Below are 22,312 nucleotides of genomic sequence, written 5' to 3'. Positions count from 1 at the left end.
TCAGCGTCCGGCGACCCGCTGGCCCTCGTAGGTCGGGCTGTCGTAGGCCTGACCTCGCTGGCTCGGCGGTGCGAACGACTCGGGCGGACGCGGCTGGCGATGAGCGGGCTGCTGCTGGGGAGCCGCGTGCTGCGGTTCCAGGTGCTGGGGACCCGGCTGACGGTGGCTCGGCTGACGCGGGACGGGCTGACGAGGATCGGGCTGGCGCGGGCCTGGCTGGCGCGGACCCTGCTGACGCGGACCTGGCTGGCGCCGGATCGGCTCCTGGCCCTCAGGTAGCCGGCGCGGGAGCGGCGGCTCGGACCGGGGATGGGGCTGCTGGTGAGAGTGGGCCGGGTAGGGTCCCGATGCCTGTCGCGGGTCAGCGGGGTACCGCGGCGACTGGGCGTAGCCCGGCTCGTCCCACTCCTGCTCGCGCCTGCGACGTCCGGAGAGCATCGCGACGGCACTGGCCACGAGCGCGAGGACGATCATCGAGGCCACGATGATCCAGGTGAGCGGGCCGACGCCGCCCTCTTCGGCCGGTGCGGCCAGCTTGACGGCCTCTGTCTTGGGGGCGCAGCCGCTCTGGACGCACTCGCCGTCGCTCGGGGTGCCGGTCACGACGAAGGAGATCCCGCGGTTCACCGAGCCCTGGAAGGTGAGGGTGTGCTTGCCGAGGCCGATGTCCTTGGGAAGCCTGCCGGACCACTTCGCGACGCCGCGACCGTTGGCCTTGACGCTGGTCGAGAGCACCAGCGGGGTCGAGTAGACGACGACCCTGATGCCGGTCTCGTTGGGCTTGAAGCCGGAGGCCTCGGCGCGGATCACGTCCTCGGCGTCCACGGAGGCGTCGTCGATGCCGGTCAGTTTCAGGCCCTTGGCCGTCGGCGGCTCCTCGGGTGCGGTCCAGGGCTTCTTGGACGCCTTCTTCGTCGGCTTCTCGGAGCCGGCACCGGCCCCGTCGCCGGAGTCGCCATCTGTGGTCCGGCCCGAGGACGTACCGCCACCCGAGCCCGTGCCCGTGCCCGAGCCCGTGCCTGAGCCGTCCGAGGACCCCGTGTCGTCCGAAGGCTCCTCTGGGGTCGGCGAACTGCTGGGCTGAGTGAGTGCATCGAAGTCGAAGGGAACGCCCACCGCACGCGAATCGGCAGAGTCGTAGAGGTCGCGGCCACCGCCACGCATCGTCATGATCTGGTAGTCGGTGCCAGGGTCGAGGTCGGCGACCTGTGCGGCGTCGAGAGTGAACGCGTAGGTCCAGTCGTCGGGGTTGTCGGGGTTGATCACGACTGACTTGACGAAGGTGCTTCTTGTGCCCGATCCGCGGTAGCCGACCGGGTTGAGCGCGATCTCGATGCCCGGATCCTTGCCGGTGTAGTCGGTGCCGTGGACACTGAGGACCACGCCGTCCTTGGACTGCTCGATGATCGACACCTCGACCTCGGCGTCGGAGAAGACGCTCCCCAGTCCGAGCGCGTGCGTAGCGCCGACCGGAGCCAGCAGAAGCGCAAGCGCCGTCAGCAGCGTCACCACGACCCGAGATACCACTGCAGACCTCACAAGGCGGTCACTTGGGGGTTGGTGTCGGCCCGCCTCTCCCGACGGGGGAGGAAAGTAGCGCTCTTTACCCTCCGTCGTGACCCGCGTCACCCAGGTGTTGATCGGTTGCGTCGATATTGAGGGGGTTGAGTGTCGTTCGGGTCGATGAAACGCCGAAAACGCCCGGGTGGGTATGGCGTCAGAAATTGTCGGCGGGACCAGGCAAGATGGTGCCCGTGAACGATGACGTGACCGACGCCGGCCCTGAGCAGAAGAACGAGCACCAGGAGCTCGCCGAGCAGATCGAGGACGCTCGCTACCGCTACTACGTGCTCGACGACCCGACGCTCTCCGACGCGGACTTCGACCAGAAGTGGCGCCGGATCAACGAGCTCGAGGAGCAGTTCCCCGAGCTGCGCACCCCCGACTCGCCGACCCAGAAGGTCGGTGGCACGTTCTCGACGGAGTTCACCGCGGTCGACCACCTGCAGCGGATGGAGTCGCTCGACAACGTCTTCTCGTTCGACGAGCTTGCCGGCTGGCATGCCCGGATCGCCAAGGACGGCGCCGGCCAGGCCGAGCTGCTGTGCGAGCTCAAGGTCGACGGCCTGGCGATCAACCTGCTCTACGAGAAGGGCCGCCTGGTGCGCGCGCTGACCCGCGGCGACGGCCGCACGGGCGAGGACGTCACCCCGAACGTACGCACCATCAAGTCCATCCCGCACCGGCTGACCGGCACCGACGAGTTCCCGGTGCCCGACCTGGTCGAGGTGCGCGGCGAGGTCTTCTTGTCGATCGAGGCCTTCGACAAGCTCAACGCCTCCCTGGTCGACGCGGGCAAGCCGATGTTCGCCAACCCGCGCAACTCCGCCGCCGGCTCGCTGCGCCAGAAGGACCCGCGGGTGACGGCGACCCGCGAGCTCGGGATGGTCTGCCACGGCATCGGTGCCCGGCAGGGCTTCCAGCCGGTGGCCCAGTCGCATGCGTACGACGCCCTGAAGGCATGGGGGCTGCCCACCTCCAAGCGGGTCAAGGTGCTCAAGAGCCTCGCCGAGGTCGAGGAGTTCATCAGCTACTTCGGCGAGCACCGCCACGACGTCACCGAGCACGAGATCGACGGTGTCGTGATCAAGGTCGACGACATCTCGCTGCAGCGCCGCCTCGGCTCGACCAGCCGCGCGCCACGGTGGGCGATCGCCTACAAGTACCCGCCGGAGGAGGTCAACGCCAAGCTGCTCGCGATCGACGTCGGCGTGGGCCGAACCGGCCGGGTCACGCCCTTCGGCGTCATGGAGCCGACCAAGGTCGCCGGCTCGACCGTCGAGCGCGCGACGCTGCACAACGCCCACGAGGTGAAGCGGAAGGACGTACGCCCCGGTGACACCATCATCCTGCGCAAGGCCGGCGACGTGATCCCGGAGATCCTCGGCCCGGTGCTGCCGCTGCGACCCGAGGGGCTGCCGGAGTGGGTGATGCCCACCGAGTGCCCCGCGTGCGGCACCACGCTCGCCGAGCAGAAGGAGGGCGACAAGGACCTGCGCTGCCCCAACCACCGCGGCTGCCCCGCCCAGGTGCGGGAGCGGGTCTTCTTCGCCTCCGGACGAGGCGCCTTCGACATCGAGGGGATGGGCTACGAGGCGGCGGACGCGCTGCTGGCCGCCGAGGTGATCACCAACGAGGGCGACATCTTCTCGCTCGACGAGGCCAAGCTCGCCACCACGGCGTTCTTCACCCGGGCCGCGAAGAAGGCCGAGAAGGAGGCCGGGGCCGGCGACCGGGTGCTCAACGCCAATGCGCTGGGACTGCTGCGCAACCTGGAGGAGCGCAAGCAGGTCCCGCTGTGGCGGGTGCTGGTCGCGCTGTCCATCCGCCACGTCGGCCCGTCCGCGGCCCGGGCGCTGGCCACCGAGTTCGGCTCGCTGGACGCCATCTGGGCGGCCTCCCAGGAGGAGCTGGCCGCCACCGAGGGCGTCGGCGGGATCATCGCCGAGGCCATCGTCGAGTGGCGCCAGGTCGACTGGCACCAGGAGATCGTGGAGAAGTGGCGTACGGCCGGAGTCTCCCTCGAAGACGAGCGCGACGAGTCGGTGGCGCGCACCCTCGAGGGCCTGACCATCGTGGTCACCGGGTCGTTGGATGACTTCTCCCGCGACGGCGCCAAGGAGGCGATCATCAGCCGTGGCGGCAAGGCCGCGGGGTCGGTCTCGAAGAAGACCGACTACGTCGTGGTCGGTGAGAGCGCGGGCTCCAAAGCCGCCAAGGCCGAGGAGCTCGGTCTGCCGATCCTCGACGAGGCGGCGTTCAAGGTTCTGCTGGAGGCCGGACCCGCTGGACTCGGCTAGAAAATACCCCCCATAGTGTGGCCTCGTGCTCGAGGCCCTTCCCCCACTCCTCACGGTCGCCGCGGTCCTTCTGGTCCCGGCGACCGTGCTGCTGTTCACGATCCGTACGCCGCGTGCCGGCTCGCTCTCCGCGGGCACGGCGGTCCTCGCGGCGGCCCTGACCGCGGTGGTCGCCCTCGGTGCCGGCCTGCTGCTCGGCCATGACGTCGTCCGGGCCACGATCGGCGGCGTCGTCCTCGGCGCCTCGCTGCTGGCCTGGCTGCCCGCGGCGCGGGACTGGGACGTACGCGGCCTGGTCGCCTGGGCGCTCACCATCGACGTGGGTCTGCTCTACCTGACCTATGTGGGTCTGTGGACGGTCACGGTCCACCCCGGAGCGTGGACGACGACGCTGTCGAGCGTGCTGTGGCTGCTGGAGGTCTTCGTCTTCCTGATCGGTGTGGGCTACCTGTGGGAGATGGTCGACGTGCTCGCCCGGCGCCGCTGGCGTGGCTGGCCGACGCGTGGCGAGCACCATCCCGGCTGGGGCCGGCCCTTCGTGAGCCTGCACGTCCCGACCCACAACGAGCCGCCCGAGATGGTCATCGAGACCCTCGAGCGGATGCTCGAGCTTGACTACGACGCGTACGAGATCCTGGTCATCGACAACAACACCGACGATCCCGCGCTGTGGCGGCCGGTGCAGGACTTCTGCGAACAGTACGACGGGGTCACCTTCATCCACCTGGCCAACTGGCCGGGGTTCAAGTCGGGGGCGCTCAACTACGCGCTGGCCCGGATGAACCCGCTCACCGAGGTCGTCGGGATCGTCGACGCCGACTACCACGTCGCTCCTGACTTCCTGGCCCACAACGCTCCGCTGTTCAGCGACGAGTCGGTTGCCTTCGTGCAGACGCCGCAGGACTACCGGGACTGGGACGTCTCGGCGTACTTCCGCCGGCTCTACCACTCCTACGGCTACTTCTTCGACGTCAGCCAGGTGTCTCGCAACGAGCGCAACGGCGCCATCTTCGGCGGCACCATGGGGCTGATCCGCGCCTCCGCTCTGGTCCGGTCCGGCGGCTGGGACGAGTGGTGCATCACCGAGGACGCCGAGCTGTCGCTGCGGCTGCTGAAGATGGGCTACAACGGCATGCACGTCGACCGCTCCTACGGCCGCGGCGTGATGCCGCTGACCTTCGAGACGCTCAAGAAGCAGCGGTTCCGGTGGTGTTTCGGCGGCATCCAGATCCTGCGCATGCACTGGCGCTCACTGATGCCCGGGCGTCGCACCGAGGACAACCAGATGACCTTGGCGCAGCGCTGGGCCTACCTCGTCGGCGGGCTGCAGTGGTTCGGCGACCTCGCCGGAGCCCTGTTCACCTTCTTCCTGATCTCGGGCGCTCTCGACCTGATGCTCGGCGGGGGACTGGTCGTACGCCGCCTCTCGGGGCTCCTCCTGTTCGCCACCGTCGCGCTCGTGCTCTTCGGCGCGGCCCGCTCGATCGCGCTGGTCCGCCTACGCAGCGGGGCCTCCTGGCGCGACGCGCTCGGTGCCTTCGGGCTGTGGCTGGCGCTCGGGGTGACCGTCGCGAGGGCCTCCTGGCTCGGGCTGGTCTCGCGTGAGGGCACCTTCCTGCGTACGCCGAAGATCAAGGGGCAGCCGCGGGTGCGGGACGTGGTGCGGGGCAATCTGGTGGAGACCTTCGCCGCGGTGGTCTGCCTGGCCATGGCGGTGCTGGTCGGCGCACTCGGCGGGGCCACAGGGCTCGCCATCGCGGCGCTGCTCGCCTTCCAGGGGATCGGCTACGCGCTGGCCCCGATCAACAGCTGGGCGGCGATCCGCAGCGACCTGCCCGCCGACCTGCGGCGCCGTCGCGAGCGGATCTGGGCCTGGAGTGCCGCCGCGGCGCCCGCTGCTCGGCGCGGCGGACTGGTGCTGGCCTTCAGCTCAGTGATGCTCGCCGGGCTGGTCGCGCTCGCGGCGCCGGTGGGCAGCCCGGACGTACCCGAGGTCGGCGACGTCCACGGCGCGCTCGAGAAGAAGCCGCGCGACCGGGAGGACCGGCCCACGCCCGCACGGAGCCCGGCGCCGGAGCCGACCGCGGACCCGACCCAGGCCCCGGAGCCGTCATCGAGCGGGGCCGGCGCCACGGCCAGCACCCGGCCGAGCCAGGCCGCCGACCCGACCCCGTCGCCCGATCCCACTCGCGGTGCCGATCCGACCCAGCCGGCGCCCGCCCAGCCGAGCTCGGCGGGAAGGCCGACCGACAAGCCGTCCAACGGTGGCGGCCCGAACAAGGCGCAGTAGGCGTCATCTGCTCACCTCGGCGCAGCCGAGATGAGAGTTGGGGCCGCTGACACCTAGGATGTGCGCATGCCAGAAATCACCCGCGACGAGGTCGCGCACCTGGCCGACCTCGCCCGCATCGACCTCAGCGACGCCGAGCTCGATCACCTTGCCCCGCAGCTTCAGGTGATCCTCGAGTCCGTCGCCTCGATCCAGGGGCTTGCCGGCGACGACGTGCCTGCCACCTCCCACCCGCTTCCGATGACCAACGTCTTCCGTGAGGACGTCGTCGTGCCCGGCCTGACGCCCGAGCAGGCGCTCTCCGGTGCGCCTGCCGTCGAGGAGCAGCGATTCTCGGTGCCGCGGATCCTGGGGGACGAGCAGTGAGTGACCTGATCCTGAAGTCGGCCGCCGAGCTGGCCGACTCCCTCGCCGCCGGTGAGACCACCTCGGTCGAGCTGACCCAGGCCCACCTCGACCGGATCGCCGCGGTCGACGGCGACGTCCACGCCTTCCTGCACATCGACGCCGAGGGCGCGCTGTCCCAGGCCGCCGCCTCCGACGCGCGCCGGGCCAACGGCGACGCGCTGCACGCTCTCGACGGCGTGCCGATCGCGGTCAAGGACGTGCTGACCACCACCGGCCTGCCGACGACCTGCGGCTCCAAGATCCTCGAGGGCTGGGTCCCGCCCTACGACGCGACCGTGGTCAAGAAGATCAAGGCAGCCGGTCTGCCGATCCTGGGCAAGACCAACATGGACGAGTTCGCGATGGGCTCCTCCACCGAGCACTCCGCGTACGGCCCGACGAAGAACCCGTGGAAGCTCGACCGGATCCCCGGCGGCTCCGGTGGTGGCTCGGCCGCAGCCGTCGCCGCATTCGAGGCGCCGCTGGCGCTCGGAACCGACACCGGCGGCTCGATCCGCCAGCCGGGCGCCGTCACCGGCACCGTCGGCGTGAAGCCGACCTACGGGTCGGTCTCGCGCTACGGCCTGGTCGCCCTGGCCAACTCGCTGGACCAGGTCGGTCCGGTGACCCGCACGGTCCTCGACTCGGCGCTCCTCCACGAGCTCATCGGCGGCCACGACCCGCTCGACTCCACGTCGACGACCACCCCGGTGACCGGGCTCGTCGACGCCGCCCGTGCCGGCGCGACCGGTGACCTCAAGGGCGTCAAGGTCGGCGTCATCAAGGAGCTCGCCGGCGAGGGCTGGGCGCCCGACGTGATGCGCAAGTTCAACGAGTCCGTCGACCTGCTCACCAAGCTGGGTGCCGACGTCGTCGAGGTCTCCACGCCGAGCTTCGAGCACGCGATGGCGGCCTACTACCTGATCCTGCCGGCGGAGTGCTCCTCCAACCTGGCCAAGTTCGACGCGATGCGTTACGGCCTGCGGGTCACCCCCGACGGCGACCCGTCGGCCGAGGACGTCATGAAGGCGTCCCGTGACGCCGGCTTCGGCGACGAGGTCAAGCGCCGCATCATCCTCGGCACCTACGCGCTCAGCAGCGGCTACTACGACGCCTACTACGGTCAGGCGCAGAAGATCCGCACGCTGATCATCGAGGACTTCAAGAAGGCCTTCGAGCAGGTCGACGTGCTGGTCTCGCCGACCTCCCCGTCGACCGCGTTCCCGCTGGGCGCCAAGCTCGACGACCCGCTCGCGATGTACATGCAGGACCTGGCCACCATCCCGGCCAACCTGGCCGGCACGCCCGGCATCTCCGTCCCGGCCGGGGTCTCCGACGTGGACGGGCTGCCCGTCGGCGTACAGCTCCTGGCTCCGGTCCTGGAGGACGCCCGTCTCTACCGCGTCGGTGCCGCCCTCGAGGGCGCCATCGGTCCGGTGCTCTCGATCGACAAGCTGGAGGTGGCCCGATGACCGCTGTGCCTGATTCTTTGGGTCTTGTCGGTTTCGACGAGGTGCTGGAGCGCTACGACCCGGCCTTCGGGCTCGAGGTGCATGTCGAGCTCAACACCAACACCAAGATGTTCTGCGGCTGCCCGGCGACGTTCGGCGGCGAGCCCAACTCCCAGGTCTGCCCGACCTGCCTCGGCCTGCCGGGCTCGATGCCGGTCGTGAACGCCAAGGCGGTCGAGAGCGCGATCCGGATCGGTCTCGCGCTCAACGGCTCGATCGCGGAGTGGTGCCGGTTCGCCCGGAAGAACTACTTCTACCCGGACATGCCGAAGAACTTCCAGACCTCGCAGTACGACGAGCCGATCGTCTACGACGGCTACCTCGACGTCGAGGTCGAGGGGGAGATCTTCCGGGTCGAGATCGAGCGCGCCCACATGGAGGAGGACACCGGCAAGACCACCCACATCGGTGGCGCGACCGGCCGCATCCACGGCGCCGACTACTCGCTGGTCGACTACAACCGTGCGGGCATCCCGCTGATCGAGATCGTCACCCGCCCGATCCTCGGCACCGGTGCCAAGGCGCCGCTGGTGGCCAAGGCCTACGTCGCCGCGCTGCGCGAGATCCTGCTGGGTCTGGGTGTCTCCGACGTACGCATGGACCAGGGCTCGATGCGCTGCGACGTCAACCTGTCGCTGTCGCCCAAGGGCTCCGGGACCTTGGGGACGCGCACCGAGACGAAGAACGTCAACTCGCTGCGCTCGGTCGAGCGGGCCGTACGTTTCGAGATGTCGCGCCACGCCGGGATCCTCGACGCGGGGGAGGCGATCTTCCAGGAGACCCGCCACTTCCACGAGGACACCGGCACCACCTCGGCGGGCCGGGCGAAGTCGGACGCCGACGACTACCGCTACTTCCCCGAGCCCGACCTCGTCCCGGTCGCGCCCTCGCGCGAGTGGGTCGAGGAGCTGCGGGCGAGCCTGCCGGAGCGCACCGCCGACAAGCGGGCCCGCCTGCAGGTCGAGTGGGGCTACTCCGACCTGGAGATGCGCGACGTCTGGGCCGCCGGCGCTCTGTCGCTGATCGAGGCGACGGTCGCCGAAGGAGCGTCCGCACAGGCCGCCCGTAAGTGGTGGATGGCCGAGCTCTCCCGCAGCGCCAACGACCGTGGCGTCGAGCTCGCCGAGCTCGGTGTCACCCCGGTGCAGGTCGCCGAGGTGCAGAAGCTGGTCGACGCCAAGACGCTGACCGACAAGCTGGCCCGTCAGGTCTTCGAGGGTCTTCTCGCAGGTGAGGGCACGGTTTCGGAGATCATCGACGCCCGTGGCCTCGCCGTGGTCTCCGACGACGGCGCGCTCGGCGCAGCTGTGGACGAAGCCATCGACGCCCAGCCCGCTGTCGCCGAGAAGATCCGCGGCGGCAACCAGGCCGCAGCCGGTGCGCTCATCGGCGCGGTCATGAAGGCGACCGGCGGCAAGGCCGACGCCAAGCGCGTCCGCGAGCTGATCCTGGAGAAGCTCTCCTGACCCCACACCGAGTCGGCTCGTTCTGACAACAAACTCCGCCGAGTCGGCGCGTCATGACGCGCCGACTCGGCGTCGGTTTTGGTCAGGATGAGCCGACTCGGCGATGGGGTGCACTGGCAGACTGTCCGGCGTGACCGAGACCGAGCCCTTCCGCATCGCACTGCTCATCGACGCCGACAACGCGCCTGCCTCGAAGATCGACGACATCTTGAACGACCTGGCCGAGTACGGCGAGGTGACGATCCGGCGGGCCTACGGCAACTGGACCAAGTCCGAGCTCAAGGGCTGGATCGAGGAGCTGCACGATGCCGCGATCAGGCCGATGCAGCAGTTCGACCTGACCGCGCACAAGAACGCCTCCGACATGGCGCTCGCGATCGACGCCGTCGAGCTGCTGCACGCAGCGATCCCGGACGCGTTCGCACTGGTCTCCTCCGACTCCGACTTCACGCCGCTGGTGCACTACCTGCGGGAGAAGGGCCGCGCTGTCTACGGCTACGGTCGGGAGAAGACGCCGGCGCCGTTCAAGAGCGCCTGCACCCGGTTCACCGTGGTGGAGAAGCTCGGCGGCTCCGAGGAGGAGACCGAGGCCGACACCGAGCCCGGGACCACGCGCACCCGCAAGCAGTCGTCCGCGGCGACCAACGGGCAGGCGCTGAAGCGCAACGCCCGGCTGATCCAGCTGCTGCGCAACTCCATCGCCGCGGCCGCCGACGACGACGGCTGGGCACTGGTCGGCACCGTGGTCTCCCGCATCCGCAACCAGTCCTCCGAGGACCCGCGCAACTACGGGTACGCCACGTGGACCAAGCTCATCAAGGCGATCGACCTCTTCGAGCTCAAGGACGAGGGCACCTCGGCGATCGCGGTCAGCGACAAGCGCACCAAGAAGTGACGTACGGCCCTCTGGACAACACAGCTAACGAGTCTCCGCGGTGGCCGGGCGAGCACATCTGACGCCCTTGGGTACCGACCCGTGGAGGTGCTTCAGCGCGGCCTTGAAGTCGCGGCAGCGCTCGGCGTCCTCCTTCTTGTTCGAGGGGTAGCCGATCGCCGCGTTGACCTTGCCCATGTCCAGGGCGTCGGCGAGCGGGTTGATGTCGCGGGCGACGGTCCAGTACCACCGCGAGATCGGCGCGCTGTAGTCCAGCGACCGGGCGAGCTCGGGGCGGCGGCGCAGGTCGATGTCGAAGTAGGCGCCGGCGTCGGAGTAGTTGGCCTCGCCGGTCAGCTGGATGTAGCCGCGACCGGTGAACTTCCGCTTGTCGCGGCCCTTGGCGTCGTGGTGGAAGGAGCTCTCGTTGGCGAGCGTGGTCAGATACGCCGCCTGCCGGTAGGCGGTGGTGATCCCGGCATCGGCCATCGCGCGGTTGAGGCTTGGCAGCCCGGTCTCAACGGTGCTCCGGTCACCGACCTTCTCGCCGAACATGGCGACCAGATCGGCGTACGTGACCGATGTCCGCGCCTCCTCCGCACCGGCCGTCGTGGTCGAGGCGAGGGCGAGAAGGGTGGCCGTGATCGAGGTTGCGACAAGGCCGAGAATCCTGTGGCGCATGGGGACAGAGTGACTGCTCGGCGGCGATCCCGCAAGCAGGGCTCGCCAGGCATAGGATTGCCCCCGCATAGCAGAGCCTCAATCAACACACGCCGTGGTGGGGGAAGCCGGTCGAATCCCGGCGCTGACCCGCAACCGTAGGCCCAGGCACCGAGAATGTCCTGGGCGAGCCGGAGCACCCGCTGACGGACGCGTACTGACCTGACGCTGTCGTGGAAAGCAGCGGGTCGGCCCTGGGCCTTCCCGACGAACAGCGCGGAAGGAACCATGAAGAAGACCGTCCTCGGTGGCATCGCCGCCGCCCTCGCCCTCACCTCGCTCGCCGGCTGTGGCGAGAAAGCCGTCGAGGAGGGGGAGAAGCCCACCTACGACGCCAAGGTTTCCACCGCGGTGGCCGACTGGCTCGTGGCCCAGGCACCGGAGGGCGTGGCCCGCAACGCGCAGTACGGCACCGACGACTTCGGGCTCAGCGCCGACATCGGGATCGCGCTGGCAGAGGTCGGCGGCTACGACGAGGAGATCTCCACGATCGCCGCGGCGGTGATGGAGAACAAGAAGGCCTACACCTCGCCCGGGTTCGGCACCGTCACCTCGGCCGGGGCGACCGCGAAGGCGCTCGTCCTCCAGCAGAACGTCGACGCCTCCGACCCCGGTCTGCTCAAGCAGCTCGAGGGCACCGTCGCCGAGAACGGCCGGATCGCCGACGAGCTCGACCCCAAGGACAAGAAGGCGGCCGACTACTCCAACACCATCGGACAGTCGTACGCCGTGTGGGCGCTGAACAACGCCGAGAGCAAGGAGGCCGCGGCCGCGACGGAGTTCCTGGCCGGACAGCAGTGCGAGGAGGGCTGGTTCCGGGTCACCTTCGCGGCCGACCCCGCCGCCGCTGACCAGACCTGCGACGCCGACCCGAAGGCCGTCCCGGACGCCGACGCCACCGCGTTCGCGCTGATCGCCCTGTCCGGGGTGGCCACCCCGGAGGCGGAGAAGGCCGTCGAGGCCGGCGTCGAGTGGCTGAAGGAGACCCAGACGGAGGACGGGTCGTTCAAGGCGGCCACCGGCAACATCGCCAACTCCAACACCACCGGCCTGGCCGGGTGGGCGTTCGGTCGCGCGGGTGAGACCGACGCCGCGGAGAAGGCGGCGAGCTGGGTCGCCGACCACGTCGTGACCTGTGGCGACGACGCCGGCGCGGTGGCCTATGACGACGCCGCGCTGACCGAGGGCAACACCAAGGGCCTGACCAAGGAGTCGGAGGGGATGTACCGCCTCGCCGCCGCCCAGGCGCTGCCGTCGCTGGTCTTCCTGCCCAAGGATGCGACCGCGAAGAGCTCGTGCTGATCCTGCGGTCCTCGTTGGTGGCCCTGGCGATCCTCGCCGGGGCCACCGCACCTGTCTTCACCCCCGTCTCCGCCTCGTCTGCGGCATCATCCGGCGAGGCGTGTGACGGCGTCACCGTCGTCGTCGAGCCCAACGCGCTGGGTGGCGATCCTGAGGTCACCTGTGTCCAGCCCGGGGAGGGTGACACCGGCGCCGACCTCTTCGAGAAGGCGGGGCATCCGCTCACCTATGTGACCTCGATGCCCAGTGTCGTATGTCGCGTCGATGAGCGGCCGAAAGCCGCCGGTTGCGCCCAGATGCCGCCCGCCGACGCGTACTGGTCGCTGTGGATCACCGACGATTCGGGGGCCTGGAGCTATGCCTCCAGAAATGTTACCGAAATCAGCGTGACCTCCGGGCAGGGTGTTGCGTTCACGTGGATAGACGACGATGTCGTTACCGCTCCGGCGACGGAGCTTGGGGATGCTGTGGGGGCGCCCTCAAGCCCGTCGCCGGAGTTATCTCCGGAGGAGCCGACGGACTCGGCCTCCGAGACCGAGCATCTGCCCGCCTGGGTCGCGCCCGCGGGGATCCTCACACTCTTCACCGTCGCCGGGGCCGTGTGGTGGCGCCGGCGATGAGCACGCTGTTGCGTACGGCCGCGGTCGCGCATCTGCCCCGCGACCTGCACCCCGTCGCCTGGTGGGTGTGGGCGATCGGCATGGCTGCGTACGCCTCCTTCACCACCAACCCGTTGCTGCTCCTGCTCGTGGTGGGGGTGGTGTCGGTCGTGGTCGCCGCGCGTCGTGGCGACCAACCGTGGGCGAAGGCGTTCCGGCTCTACGTCGGCCTCGCGGTGTTCATCGTCGTGACCCGGGTGCTCTTCCGGGTGCTCCTGGGCGCCGTGCCGGGTCACGTGATCCTCGACCTGCCCGAGATCCCGCTCCCGGAGTGGGTGCTGGGGATCCGGCTGCTCGGGCCGCTCACCCGCGAGGCGCTGCTGGCCGGCCTCTACGACGGGATGCGGCTGGGCGTCATCGTGATCTGCGTCGGCGCGGCCAACGCGCTGGCGAACCCGAAGCGGCTGCTGCGCTCGCTGCCGCCGGCACTCTACGAGATCGGCACCGCTGTTGTGGTCGCCGTGACGGTGCTGCCGCAGCTGGCCGAGTCGGTGCAGCGGGTGCGCGCGGCGCAACGACTGCGTGCCGGTGCGACCGGAAACGTCAAGCGGCTGCGCCGTTTCCTGGTGCCGGTGCTCGAGGACGCCCTGGAGCGGTCGATGGCGCTGGCGGCGGGCATGGACACGCGCGGCTACGGACGTACGGCCGGCGTCCCGGTCGCCACCAGGCGGATCACCTCGGTGCTCATGCTGGTCTCGCTCATCGGGCTCTGCGCCGGCGTCTACGCGGTGCTGGACGGCACCACGCCAGGCTGGCTGGCCGCCACCATGCTCGCGCTCGGCGTCGGCACCGCCGCTGGTGGGCTGGCGCTCGCCGGCCGCCGGGTGACGCGGACCGTCTACCGGCCCGACCGGTGGCGGTGGCCGGAGGTCGTGGTGGCGCTGAGCGGGATCGGGGTCGTCGCCGTGGGCTGGTGGGTCGCCCGCTACCAGGTCCCGGTCGCCTTTCCGGGCGTGAGCACCGTCCCGGAAGTCACCCTGATCGCCATGGCCGGTGTGCTCGTCGGGCTGGTCCCGGCCGTCGCCGCCCCGCTACCGGCATCATCGCTCGTCCACGAGGAGGCAGTCGCATGATCGAGCTGCGAGGCATCACGTTCACCCCGCCCGACTCCTCCGAGCACGTGCTCAAGGACGTCGACCTCACCATCGAGGAGGGCGAGCTGCTGCTCGTCTCCGGACCGACCGGCTCGGGGAAGTCGACCCTGCTCGGCGTGCTCGCCGGCCTGGTGCCGCGCTTCTCCGGCGGCGTGCTCGACGGTGACGTCCTGCTGGACGGCGCCTCGATCGTTCGTACGCCGCCGCGCGAGCGCGCCGGGATCATCGGCTACGTCGGGCAGGACCCGGTGGCCGGATTCGTCACCGACACGGTCGAGGAGGAGCTCGCCTACGGCATGGAGCAGCTCGGTCTCCCGCCGGCGACCATGCGGCGCCGGGTGGAGGAGACCCTCGACCTGCTCGGCATCGCCGAGCTGCGGCAGCGGTCCCTGCGTACCCTCTCGGGAGGGCAGCAGCAGCGCGTCGCGATCGGCTCGGTGCTCACCACCCACCCCCGGGTCGTCGTGCTCGACGAGCCCACCTCCGCCCTCGACCCCACCGCCGCCGAGGACGTGCTCGCCACCATCACCCGGCTGGTGCACGACCTCGGCACCTCCGTCGTCCTCGCCGAGCACCGCCTCGAGCGGGTCGTACCGTTCGCCGACCGCATCGCGCTCCTCGTCGGCGACGGCTCCGTCGCCGTCGGCGATCCCGCTGAGGTCCTGGAGACCTCGCCCATCGTCCCGCCGCTCGTCGAGCTCGGCCGCGAGCTCGGCTGGTCGCCGCTGCCACTGACGGTGCGGGACGCGAGGCGGCGGGCGCGGACGTTGGAATACCCGGTTAACCGGGTATCCCTGCACTTCTCAGGTGTTGCAACGCCAGAGAAGCGCAGGAAAAGCCTGAGAAGTTCCGGGCTCACCGTCACCCGAGGACGTACGCCGGTCCTGCACGACGTCTCGATCGGGCTGCCCGCGGGGCGGGTGACGGCGCTGATGGGACGCAACGGATCGGGCAAGTCGACGCTGCTGTGGACGCTGCAGGGGACCCAGAAGCGGCTGGCCGGATCGGTGGACGTCGCCGGCAAGGATCCGGCGACCCTCGACCCCGAAGAGCGACGCGAGCTCGTCGGGCTGCTGCCACAGACCGCGGCCGATCTGCTCTACCTAGAGACGGTGGCCGAGGAGTGCGATGCAGGCGGCCCACGGACGAGGGAGATCCTGGACAGCCTCGTCCCCGGCATACCCGACGGCCAGCACCCGCGCGACCTCTCCGAGGGCCAGCGCCTCGCTCTGGCGCTGTCGCTGATCCTGAGCGCCGATCCGCCGGTCGTGCTCCTCGACGAGCCGACCCGCGGCCTCGACTACGCCGCCAAGCACGCTCTGTCCGAGATCCTGCGCGAGCTCACCGAGGCCGGCAAGGCGGTTCTGGTGGCGACCCACGACGTCGAGTTCGTCGCCGAGGCGGCCGACGACGTGGTGGTGCTCGCCGACGGCGAGGTGGTCTCCGCCGGCGACGTACGCAGCGTCACGGCCGAGTCGCCCGCGTTCGCGCCCCAGGTGAGCAAGGTCTTCGGCCCGGGCTGGCTGAACGTACGCGAGATCGTCGAGGCGGTGGGCGAGAGATGATCAGGTTCTCGCCCCGCACGGCGGTCCTGCTCGCGATCATCTCGGTGGCAGGGCTGATGATGTTCGGCTGGCCGCTGCTGCTCCACGGCTACGACCGGGTGCAGCCGCCGTTCATCTTCCTGGCGCTGCTGCCGCTGATGCTGGTGGTGCTGCTGAGCGAGCTCTCCACCGGCGGGATCGACACCCGGATGATCGCTGTCCTCGGCGTGCTCAGCGCGATCGAGGCCGTCCTGCGCGCCGTCTCCGCCGGCACCGGCGGGGTGGAGCTGGTCTTCTTCATGCTCATCCTCGGTGGCCGGGTCTTCGGTCCGGCCTTCGGGTTCGTCCTCGGCTGCACCAGCCTGTTCGTCGCCGCGCTCGTCACCGCCGGTGTCGGACCCTGGCTGCCTTACCAGATGCTCGGCGCCGCCTGGGTGGCGATGGGCGCAGGGCTCCTGCCACGCGCGAGCGGTCGCCGGGAGATCGGGCTGCTGGCGGCGTACGGGATCTTCGCCTCGTACGCCTACGGGCTCCTCCTCAACCTGCAGGGCTGGCCGCTGCTCACCGGCGTCACAGTTCCCGGCGCGAGCGGCAACCTCTCCTACGAACCCGGTGCGGCGTTTGCCGAGAACCTGGCGACGTTCCTGCGTTACACCCTGGTCACCTCGACCAGCAGCTGGGATACCGTGCGCGCGATCACCACCGCCGTCGCCATCGCCCTGCTCGGGCCCGCCGTCCTCGCCACCCTGCGTCGTGTTGCCCGCCGGGCCACGGTCACCGGGACGGTGGCCTCGACAGGCTCGACCACCGGATAGGTCAGACGCGCTGGTGCTCGGAGACCCGGGCGAGAAAGGCGAGCAGCAGCTGGTGGACGCGGTCGGGCTGCTCCATCTGTACGAAGTGGGTGCCCTCGAGCTCGACGAAGGTGCCGTTCTTGACCCCAGCGGCGACCCGCGACATGTGGCGCGCACCGGCGATGAGGTCGCGGGTGCCAGCGACCAGCACTACCGGCACCTTGATCCGGCGCAGCGAGACCGGGCGGCGCTGGGTGGTGCGCAGCGCGAGGTGGAAGTACCACTCGACCGGGGTGGTCAGGAACTCCGCCAGCGCCGCTGCGGCGAGTTCGGGATCAGGGACCTTGCCGATCAGGCCGGCCTTGGAGAACACCTCGATCGCCCGCGGGCCGAGGTCCAGGCGCGCCGCCAGGGGAGTGATCAGGGAGCCGGTGCGACACAGCACTTTCGATGCGGTGCGGGTCACGATCGCGGCCGCCGGAGCGGGCAGCCGCAGCGGCCCCAGCATCGACTTGAACGTGTCACCTGGCACCCCGGCGACACCGAAGACACCGGAGACCCGCTCGGGATGGTCCGCGGCCAGCTCGAATGCGGTGTTGACCCCGATCGACCAGCCCATCACGACCGGCCGGGAGAGCGAGAAGGCGTCCATCACCGACAGCGCGTCCTCGGCGAAGTGCCTCGAGGTGGTCTGCTCCGGATCCTTCGGCCGCGCCGAGCCGGAGGTGCCGCGGTGTTGCCAGGAGACGACGCGTACGCCGCACGAGGTGTGCAGCAGCGCCGGCCAGTTCCACGGGCTGGTGCCGAGGCCGTTGCACAGCAGCACCGTCGGCCCGTCGATCACGCCCTCGGGGTCGTTGGTCCACGCGCGGATCAGGGTGCCGTCGTCCGAGAGCACGTCCCGGAACACGACCGTCGACTCGGCCATCGCCCGCGGAAGACTCATGCCGCCGCCTCCGTAGGGCAGAGCAAAGAATACGGACGCGGCGGCATGACCTTGATGGTCGCTCGCTGGCGCTCGCTCATGCAGTCATTCTCTCCGAAGCGAGCAGCTGGAGATAGTTCTGCACATCCTCACGCTCGGCACGCCGCAGCAGGAGCGCCTCCTCGGCGGCCTTGGCGTTGTGCCGGGCGGCGAGCTGGGAGGCCACCGGCCAGGCGAGCAGCAGCTGGATCGGTCGTAGGAACGGGCCGACCATCCGCCCCGCGGTGCGAGCGGCGAGGAGAGCGGCGACTTGGGCGACGGCAGCGGTGTGTACGGGGGCGGTGATGGTCGACAACGGAGCAACTCCAAGGACTGGCGGGGACCGGGCGGCGAGGGGGAGTTGTCACCGAACTGTAGTGACCTCAACGTTCGGAGTCAGTGACGTGCGGATGTCGCTTGTGTGAAACGCCCCACTACACCGGGGTCGACTCCGCCGGCACGTGATGCTCCGGCTTGCCGGTGCGGGTCGCGCCCGCGGAGGCGACCACGACACACGCGATGGCCAGCCACTGCAGGACCGAGAGCCCCTCGTGGAGGATCAGGATCGCGGCCAGCGCGCCGGCGGCCGGCTCCAGCGACATCAGGATCGCGTAGAGCCCCGACTTGATCGAACGCAGGGCGACGAGATCGAGGGAGTAGGGGATCACCGAGGACATCAGGCCCACCATCAGGCCGACCAGCCACACGTGCGGAGAGCCCAGCCCGTCGGCGTACGCCATCGCCGCAGGCGTCAGCGCCACCGCCGCGACGGTGGAGGCCAGAGCGAGCCCGTCGAGCCCCTCCCACCGCGCTCCGGTCGCCTTCGACAGCACGATGTACGCAGCCCAGCAGGCCCCCGCGAGCAGCGCGAACAACACGCCCACGATCGAGATCCGACCGGGCTCGAGACCGAGCAGCACGACCCCTGCGGCTGCCAGCGCGACCCAGACCAGGTCGCGCGCCCGTCGCGAGGTGACCAGCGCGATCGTGAGCGGACCGATGAACTCAATGGTGACCGCGATCCCGATCGGGAGCCGGGCGAAGGACTGGTAGATGGCCCAGTTCATCAGCCCGAGCGAGGCCCCGAAGGCGACCACGACGAGCCAGTCCCGGCGCGAGAGACCGCGGACCCGGGGCCGCGTGATCGCCAGCAGGATCAACGCCGACAGCGTCAGCCGCAGCCACACCATGGCCGTCGGGGTGACCTCGTCGAAGAGCGACTTCGCGAAGGTCGCGCCGATCTGCACCGACGCGATCCCGATCAGAACCAGGACGACCGGGTGGGCCAGCTTCGCCCGCAGAGAGGAAGAAGCTGTGACCACCCGGTCAGTCTAGGACCACGTAAAGACCCGCTACTGCGCCGAGTCCGTCTGCGAGACGTTGGACAGGTTGGTGGCCTTGTTGGCCTCCTCCGCGAGCCGCTCGGACCCGCGCCGCGACTCCTGCGGGACCATCGCATGCTCGACATGATCCTGCTCGTAGAGCTCCGGCGGGATCGGCGGGGGCACCGTGGCGGTGATCCGCGATCCGTCGGGGCGGATACCGCCCTGCGGCTCCTCGTCGAGGTGGGTGCCGATCCGCGGCCCCTGGTCGGCGAGCGGCACGATGACCGGCGAGCCCTTGGAGACCACGAACTCCTCCCCGCGGACGCTGATCGGGATGTCGAACTCCTCGCCCGGGGTGTCCACGACGGTGAACACGATCTGGTCGCTGGTCAGTGCGACCTGCATCCGGGTCGAGTGCCACTGGACCCGGAAGACCAGCGAGCCCCACTGGACCGGAAGACGCGGGTCGAAGGAGAGCTTGCCGTCGTAGTCGCGCATCCCGCCGAAGCCGAACGCGAGCCCGCCCCACACACCGCCGGTGGAGGCGATGTGCATCCCGTCGACGGTGTTGCCGTGCATGTTGTGGAGGTCGACGTAGAGCGCGTCGTAGAAGTAGCGCAGCGCGTCGTCCTGGTAGCCCACCTCGGCCGCCACGATCGACTGCACGACCGCCGACAGCGTCGAGTCGCCGGTGGTGATCGGGTCGTAGTACTCGAAGTCGGCCCGCTTCTGCTCAGGGGTGAACCGGTTGCCCTGCTGGAAGAGGGCGAGCACCACGTCGGTCTGCTTGAGCACCTGGAACCGGTAGATCACCAGCGGGTGGTAGTGCAGCAGCAGGGGACGTACGTCGTCGGGGGTGTTGGGCAGGTCCCACACCTCGCGGTCGAGGAAGTTGTCGTCCTGCGGGTGGATCCCGAGCCCCTCCTCGTAGGGGATGTGCATCGCGGCGGCGCAGCGACCCCACTCCTCGACCTCGTCGGGGGAGATGTCGAGCCGGCCCATGACCTGCGCATACTCGCGCGGATAGTCGGCCCGGAGCATCTCGATGGTCTCGACGGCCTTCTCCAGGTTGTAGCGGGCCATCACGTTGGTGAACAGGTTGTTGTTGACCACCGTGGTGTACTCGTCCGGCCCGGTCACCCCGTGGATGTGGAAGGACGGCTCGCCGTTGTGGCGCCAGAAGCCGAGGTCGGCCCACATCCGCGAGGTCTCGACCAGGATGTCGACGCCCTCGCGGATGAGATAGCCGATGTCACCGGTCGCGTAGACGTACTTCATCAGCGCGAAGGCGATGTCGGCATCGATGTGCACCTGCGCGGTGCCGGCCGCGTAGTAGGCCGATGCCTCCTGCCCGTTGATGGTGCGCCAGGCGAACAGCGCGCCCTTCGCGGCCATCTCCAGCGCCCGCTGCCGGGCCGCGGGAAGCATCACCGAGCGGGCGTGCATCACGTTGCGGGCGACCTCGGGCTGGGTGTAGCAGAGGAACGGAACGACGTAGCACTCCGTGTCCCAGAAGTAGTGGCCCTCGTAGCCGGAGCCGGTGACCCCCTTCGCGGGGACGCCGAGCCCGTCGGTGCGGGCGGTCGCCTGGGCCAGCGAGAACAGGTTGAACCGGATCGCCTGCTGGGCCGCGGAGATGTCCTCGGCGTCGTCCGCCTTGGCGGTGGAGATCTCGACGTCGGCAGCGGACCAGAACTCGTCGTACCAGTTGCGCTGGTCGCGCTCGAAGTGACCGACGCCCAGGCGGATCGCCCGGTCGAGCGTACGTCCGCAGCGCTCGGCCAACTCGCGCACCGGCACCCCACGTGAGGTGTGGTACGCCACGGTCTTCTGCATCCGCAGCGTGCTGCCCTCGGTGGCGTCGACCCGGAAGACCGTCTTGGCCAGGTCGTCCTCGGCACGGACGACGGTCTCGACCGGGTCCGGCGTGTCGATCTGGTGGGCGGCGCTGACCGCGATCGTCATCCCCGAGTTGGCGCACCGGTAGCCGAGGGTCATCTGATCCTCGTCGGCGACCGACATCTGCGGGAGCAGGACGCGGGCGTCGAAGGCGGAGGCCTTGCGTGGGTCCATGCCCTCGCCCAGCGCCGCCGACGGCACGTGGTACTCGTCCTTGCCGTCCTGCCGGTTGAGCAGCTGGGAGGAGATCACGATCGGCGCCGCTCCGCTCAGCATCGTGATCTCGAGGGTCTGGATCGAGAGGTGACGCTGCGTCATCGACACCATCCGGGTCGACTTGATCGCGACCCGCTTGCCCGAGGGCGTACGCCACACCAGGTGCCGCCTCAGCACGCCCTCGCGGAAGTCGAGCACCCGCTCGTACTCCTCCAGGTCAGAGGTGCCGAAGGTCAGCGGCTCGTCGTCGACGTAGATCTTCATGATCTTGGCGTCGGGGGCGTTGACGATGGTCTGGCCGGTCTTGGCGAACCCGTAGGCGTTCTCGGCATGGCGGATCGGCCAGGTCTCGTGGAACCCGTTGATGAAGGTGCCGTGCGCGTAGGTCGGGCGACCTTCCTCGGGGGTGCCGCGCATGCCGAGATAGCCGTTGGCGACGCTGAAGAGTGTCTCGGTCAGACCGAGGTCGTCGGGGGAGTAGCTGGTCTCCACCAGCCGCCACGGGTCGATGGGGTAACGGGCCCGGTCCAGGGGGTTCGGGCCGACGTTGGTTCTCACTGCTGTGCTCCTCGAGCAGGGTCTGGACTGTGTCCATTGGGGACAAGTTCAGCAAGGTCGGATACGACGAGACTGGCGCCAGCGGCCGTGAGGGTGTCGTGGCCGGCGCCACGGTCCACCCCGACGACGAGCGCGAAATCTCCTGCCTTGCCGGCGCGCACCCCGGAGACGGCGTCCTCGAGCACGACGGCCTCGCTCGGGGTGGCTCCGAGGACCTTACCGGCGTAGACAAACGTGTCCGGTGCAGGCTTGCCGGGAAGGCCCTGCTCATCTGCGACGGCTCCCGACACGACCGTCTCGAACCGGTCCAGCAGCCCGGCCGCCTTGAGCACGGTCGGCGCGTTGACCGACGAGGACACCACGCCGAGCCGGACGTCGAGGGTGGTCAGATAGTCCAGGAAGCGCACCGAGCCGGGGTAGGCCTCCACGCCGTCGCGCTCGAGCACCATGTTGAACGCGTTGTTCTTCCGGTTGCCGAGACCGCAGACGGTCTCGAGCTCGGGCGCGTCGTCCGGGGTGCCCTCGGGAAGCTTGATGTCGCGGGAGGCGAGGAAGTCACGGACGCCGTCGTAGCGCGGCTTGCCGTCGACGTACGCGAAGTAGTCCTGGTCGGTGTAGGCCGGCGCCCCCGGGGTCTTCTCCTGCAGGTATGCGTTGAACATCTCCTCCCACGCACGCATGTGCACGACCGCGGTCGGCGTGATCACGCCGTCCAGGTCGAAGAGGATCGCGGTGAACGTCTCCCAGGCAACAGGTCTGGTCATGACTTCAGGCTAGGGGCTGGGCGGCCCAGGCCGAAGAACCAGGCCCCGCTGGGGCTGGTGTTTTCCCTCACCGTTCTTTCGCCGA

18 protein-coding genes and 1 riboswitch are annotated in these 22,312 nt (G+C 69.8%); of the genes, 11 read left to right on the top strand and 7 right to left on the bottom strand.

Going from position 1 to position 22,312, the window contains the following annotated elements; all coding sequences use genetic code 11:
* Entirely contained in the window at positions 1 to 1,509 is a 1,509-nt protein-coding gene (locus tag ABZY89_RS22400; RefSeq protein WP_355230749.1) for a hypothetical protein, read from the bottom strand.
* Positions 1,510 to 1,754: 245 nt separating this feature from the next.
* Between ABZY89_RS22400 and ligA the strand changes: the two genes are divergently transcribed.
* The 6 genes from ligA (at position 1,755) to ABZY89_RS22370 (ending at position 10,409) form a co-directional block, all read left to right on the top strand.
* A complete protein-coding gene (gene ligA / locus ABZY89_RS22395; RefSeq protein ID WP_355230747.1) occupies positions 1,755 to 3,860 on the top strand; it encodes an NAD-dependent DNA ligase LigA in 2,106 nt (701 codons plus the stop codon).
* A 25-nt stretch (positions 3,861 to 3,885) separates the two neighbouring features.
* Positions 3,886 to 6,150, top strand: coding sequence for a glycosyltransferase (locus ABZY89_RS22390; protein ID WP_355230745.1), 2,265 nt, complete (start codon positions 3,886 to 3,888; stop codon positions 6,148 to 6,150).
* A gap of 66 nt (positions 6,151 to 6,216) precedes the next feature.
* Positions 6,217 to 6,516, top strand: coding sequence for an Asp-tRNA(Asn)/Glu-tRNA(Gln) amidotransferase subunit GatC (gatC, locus tag ABZY89_RS22385; protein ID WP_091049380.1), 300 nt, complete (start codon positions 6,217 to 6,219; stop codon positions 6,514 to 6,516).
* Positions 6,513 to 8,009 carry an Asp-tRNA(Asn)/Glu-tRNA(Gln) amidotransferase subunit GatA gene (gene gatA / locus ABZY89_RS22380; RefSeq protein ID WP_355230743.1) on the top strand — a complete coding sequence of 499 codons (1,497 nt, stop codon included), beginning with the start codon at positions 6,513 to 6,515 and terminating at the stop codon, positions 8,007 to 8,009. Before gatC ends, gatA begins: the two co-directional genes overlap by 4 nt.
* Positions 8,006 to 9,514, top strand: coding sequence for an Asp-tRNA(Asn)/Glu-tRNA(Gln) amidotransferase subunit GatB (gatB, locus tag ABZY89_RS22375; RefSeq protein WP_355230741.1), 1,509 nt, complete (start codon positions 8,006 to 8,008; stop codon positions 9,512 to 9,514). The genes gatA and gatB overlap by 4 nt, the downstream gene beginning before the upstream one ends.
* Before the next feature lie 130 nt (positions 9,515 to 9,644).
* Positions 9,645 to 10,409, top strand: coding sequence for an NYN domain-containing protein (locus tag ABZY89_RS22370; RefSeq protein ID WP_355230740.1), 765 nt, complete (start codon positions 9,645 to 9,647; stop codon positions 10,407 to 10,409).
* Between the two features lie 24 nt (positions 10,410 to 10,433).
* Here the strand turns inward: ABZY89_RS22370 and ABZY89_RS22365 are convergent, their stop codons facing one another.
* Positions 10,434 to 11,069: a glycoside hydrolase family 19 protein gene (locus tag ABZY89_RS22365; RefSeq protein ID WP_355230738.1), complete on the bottom strand. Its 636-nt coding sequence runs from the start codon at positions 11,067 to 11,069 to the stop codon at positions 10,434 to 10,436.
* Positions 11,070 to 11,135: 66 nt separating this feature from the next.
* Positions 11,136 to 11,271, top strand: a riboswitch (cobalamin riboswitch).
* 65 nt (positions 11,272 to 11,336) lie between these two features.
* Here ABZY89_RS22365 and ABZY89_RS22360 point away from each other — a divergent pair.
* Genes ABZY89_RS22360 through ABZY89_RS22340 form a run of 5 tightly spaced genes read left to right on the top strand, consistent with a single transcriptional unit; the run spans position 11,337 to position 16,522 of the window.
* Entirely contained in the window at positions 11,337 to 12,410 is a 1,074-nt protein-coding gene (locus ABZY89_RS22360; RefSeq protein ID WP_355230737.1) for a prenyltransferase/squalene oxidase repeat-containing protein, read from the top strand.
* On the top strand, positions 12,404 to 13,030 hold the full coding sequence (locus ABZY89_RS22355) for a hypothetical protein (RefSeq protein WP_355230735.1): 627 nt from the start codon (positions 12,404 to 12,406) through the stop codon (positions 13,028 to 13,030). Before ABZY89_RS22360 ends, ABZY89_RS22355 begins: the two co-directional genes overlap by 7 nt.
* Positions 13,027 to 14,142, top strand: a complete 1,116-nt coding sequence (locus tag ABZY89_RS22350; protein WP_355230733.1) for an energy-coupling factor transporter transmembrane component T — start codon at positions 13,027 to 13,029, stop codon at positions 14,140 to 14,142. The genes ABZY89_RS22355 and ABZY89_RS22350 overlap by 4 nt, the downstream gene beginning before the upstream one ends.
* Positions 14,139 to 15,728: an ATP-binding cassette domain-containing protein gene (locus ABZY89_RS22345; protein WP_355230732.1), complete on the top strand. Its 1,590-nt coding sequence runs from the start codon at positions 14,139 to 14,141 to the stop codon at positions 15,726 to 15,728. Before ABZY89_RS22350 ends, ABZY89_RS22345 begins: the two co-directional genes overlap by 4 nt.
* Complete coding sequence (locus ABZY89_RS22340; protein ID WP_355230730.1) at positions 15,725 to 16,522, top strand: ECF transporter S component; 798 nt, start codon at positions 15,725 to 15,727, stop codon at positions 16,520 to 16,522. Before ABZY89_RS22345 ends, ABZY89_RS22340 begins: the two co-directional genes overlap by 4 nt.
* Position 16,523: 1 nt before the next feature.
* Here the strand turns inward: ABZY89_RS22340 and ABZY89_RS22335 are convergent, their stop codons facing one another.
* From ABZY89_RS22335 to ABZY89_RS22315, 5 genes are all read right to left on the bottom strand, one after another.
* Positions 16,524 to 17,447 carry an alpha/beta hydrolase gene (locus ABZY89_RS22335; protein WP_355230728.1) on the bottom strand — a complete coding sequence of 308 codons (924 nt, stop codon included), beginning with the start codon at positions 17,445 to 17,447 and terminating at the stop codon, positions 16,524 to 16,526.
* A 76-nt stretch (positions 17,448 to 17,523) separates the two neighbouring features.
* A complete protein-coding gene (locus tag ABZY89_RS22330) occupies positions 17,524 to 17,781 on the bottom strand; it encodes a hypothetical protein (protein WP_355230726.1) in 258 nt (85 codons plus the stop codon).
* A gap of 118 nt (positions 17,782 to 17,899) precedes the next feature.
* Positions 17,900 to 18,787 (bottom strand): EamA family transporter, encoded by an 888-nt coding sequence (locus ABZY89_RS22325; RefSeq protein WP_355230725.1) that lies wholly within the window; start codon positions 18,785 to 18,787, stop codon positions 17,900 to 17,902.
* Positions 18,788 to 18,817: 30 nt separating this feature from the next.
* Entirely contained in the window at positions 18,818 to 21,463 is a 2,646-nt protein-coding gene (locus tag ABZY89_RS22320; protein ID WP_355230723.1) for a glycosyl hydrolase family 65 protein, read from the bottom strand.
* Complete coding sequence (locus ABZY89_RS22315) at positions 21,460 to 22,227, bottom strand: beta-phosphoglucomutase family hydrolase (RefSeq protein WP_355230721.1); 768 nt, start codon at positions 22,225 to 22,227, stop codon at positions 21,460 to 21,462. Before ABZY89_RS22315 ends, ABZY89_RS22320 begins: the two co-directional genes overlap by 4 nt.
* Positions 22,228 to 22,312: the final 85 nt, after the last annotated feature.

The sequence above is a fragment of the Nocardioides sp. NPDC006303 genome (genome assembly GCF_040613175.1).
GTDB lineage: Bacteria > Actinomycetota > Actinomycetes > Propionibacteriales > Nocardioidaceae > Nocardioides.
The sequence above is the reverse complement of the archived record's forward strand: the minus strand, read 5'-3'. Positions and strand labels throughout refer to the sequence as shown.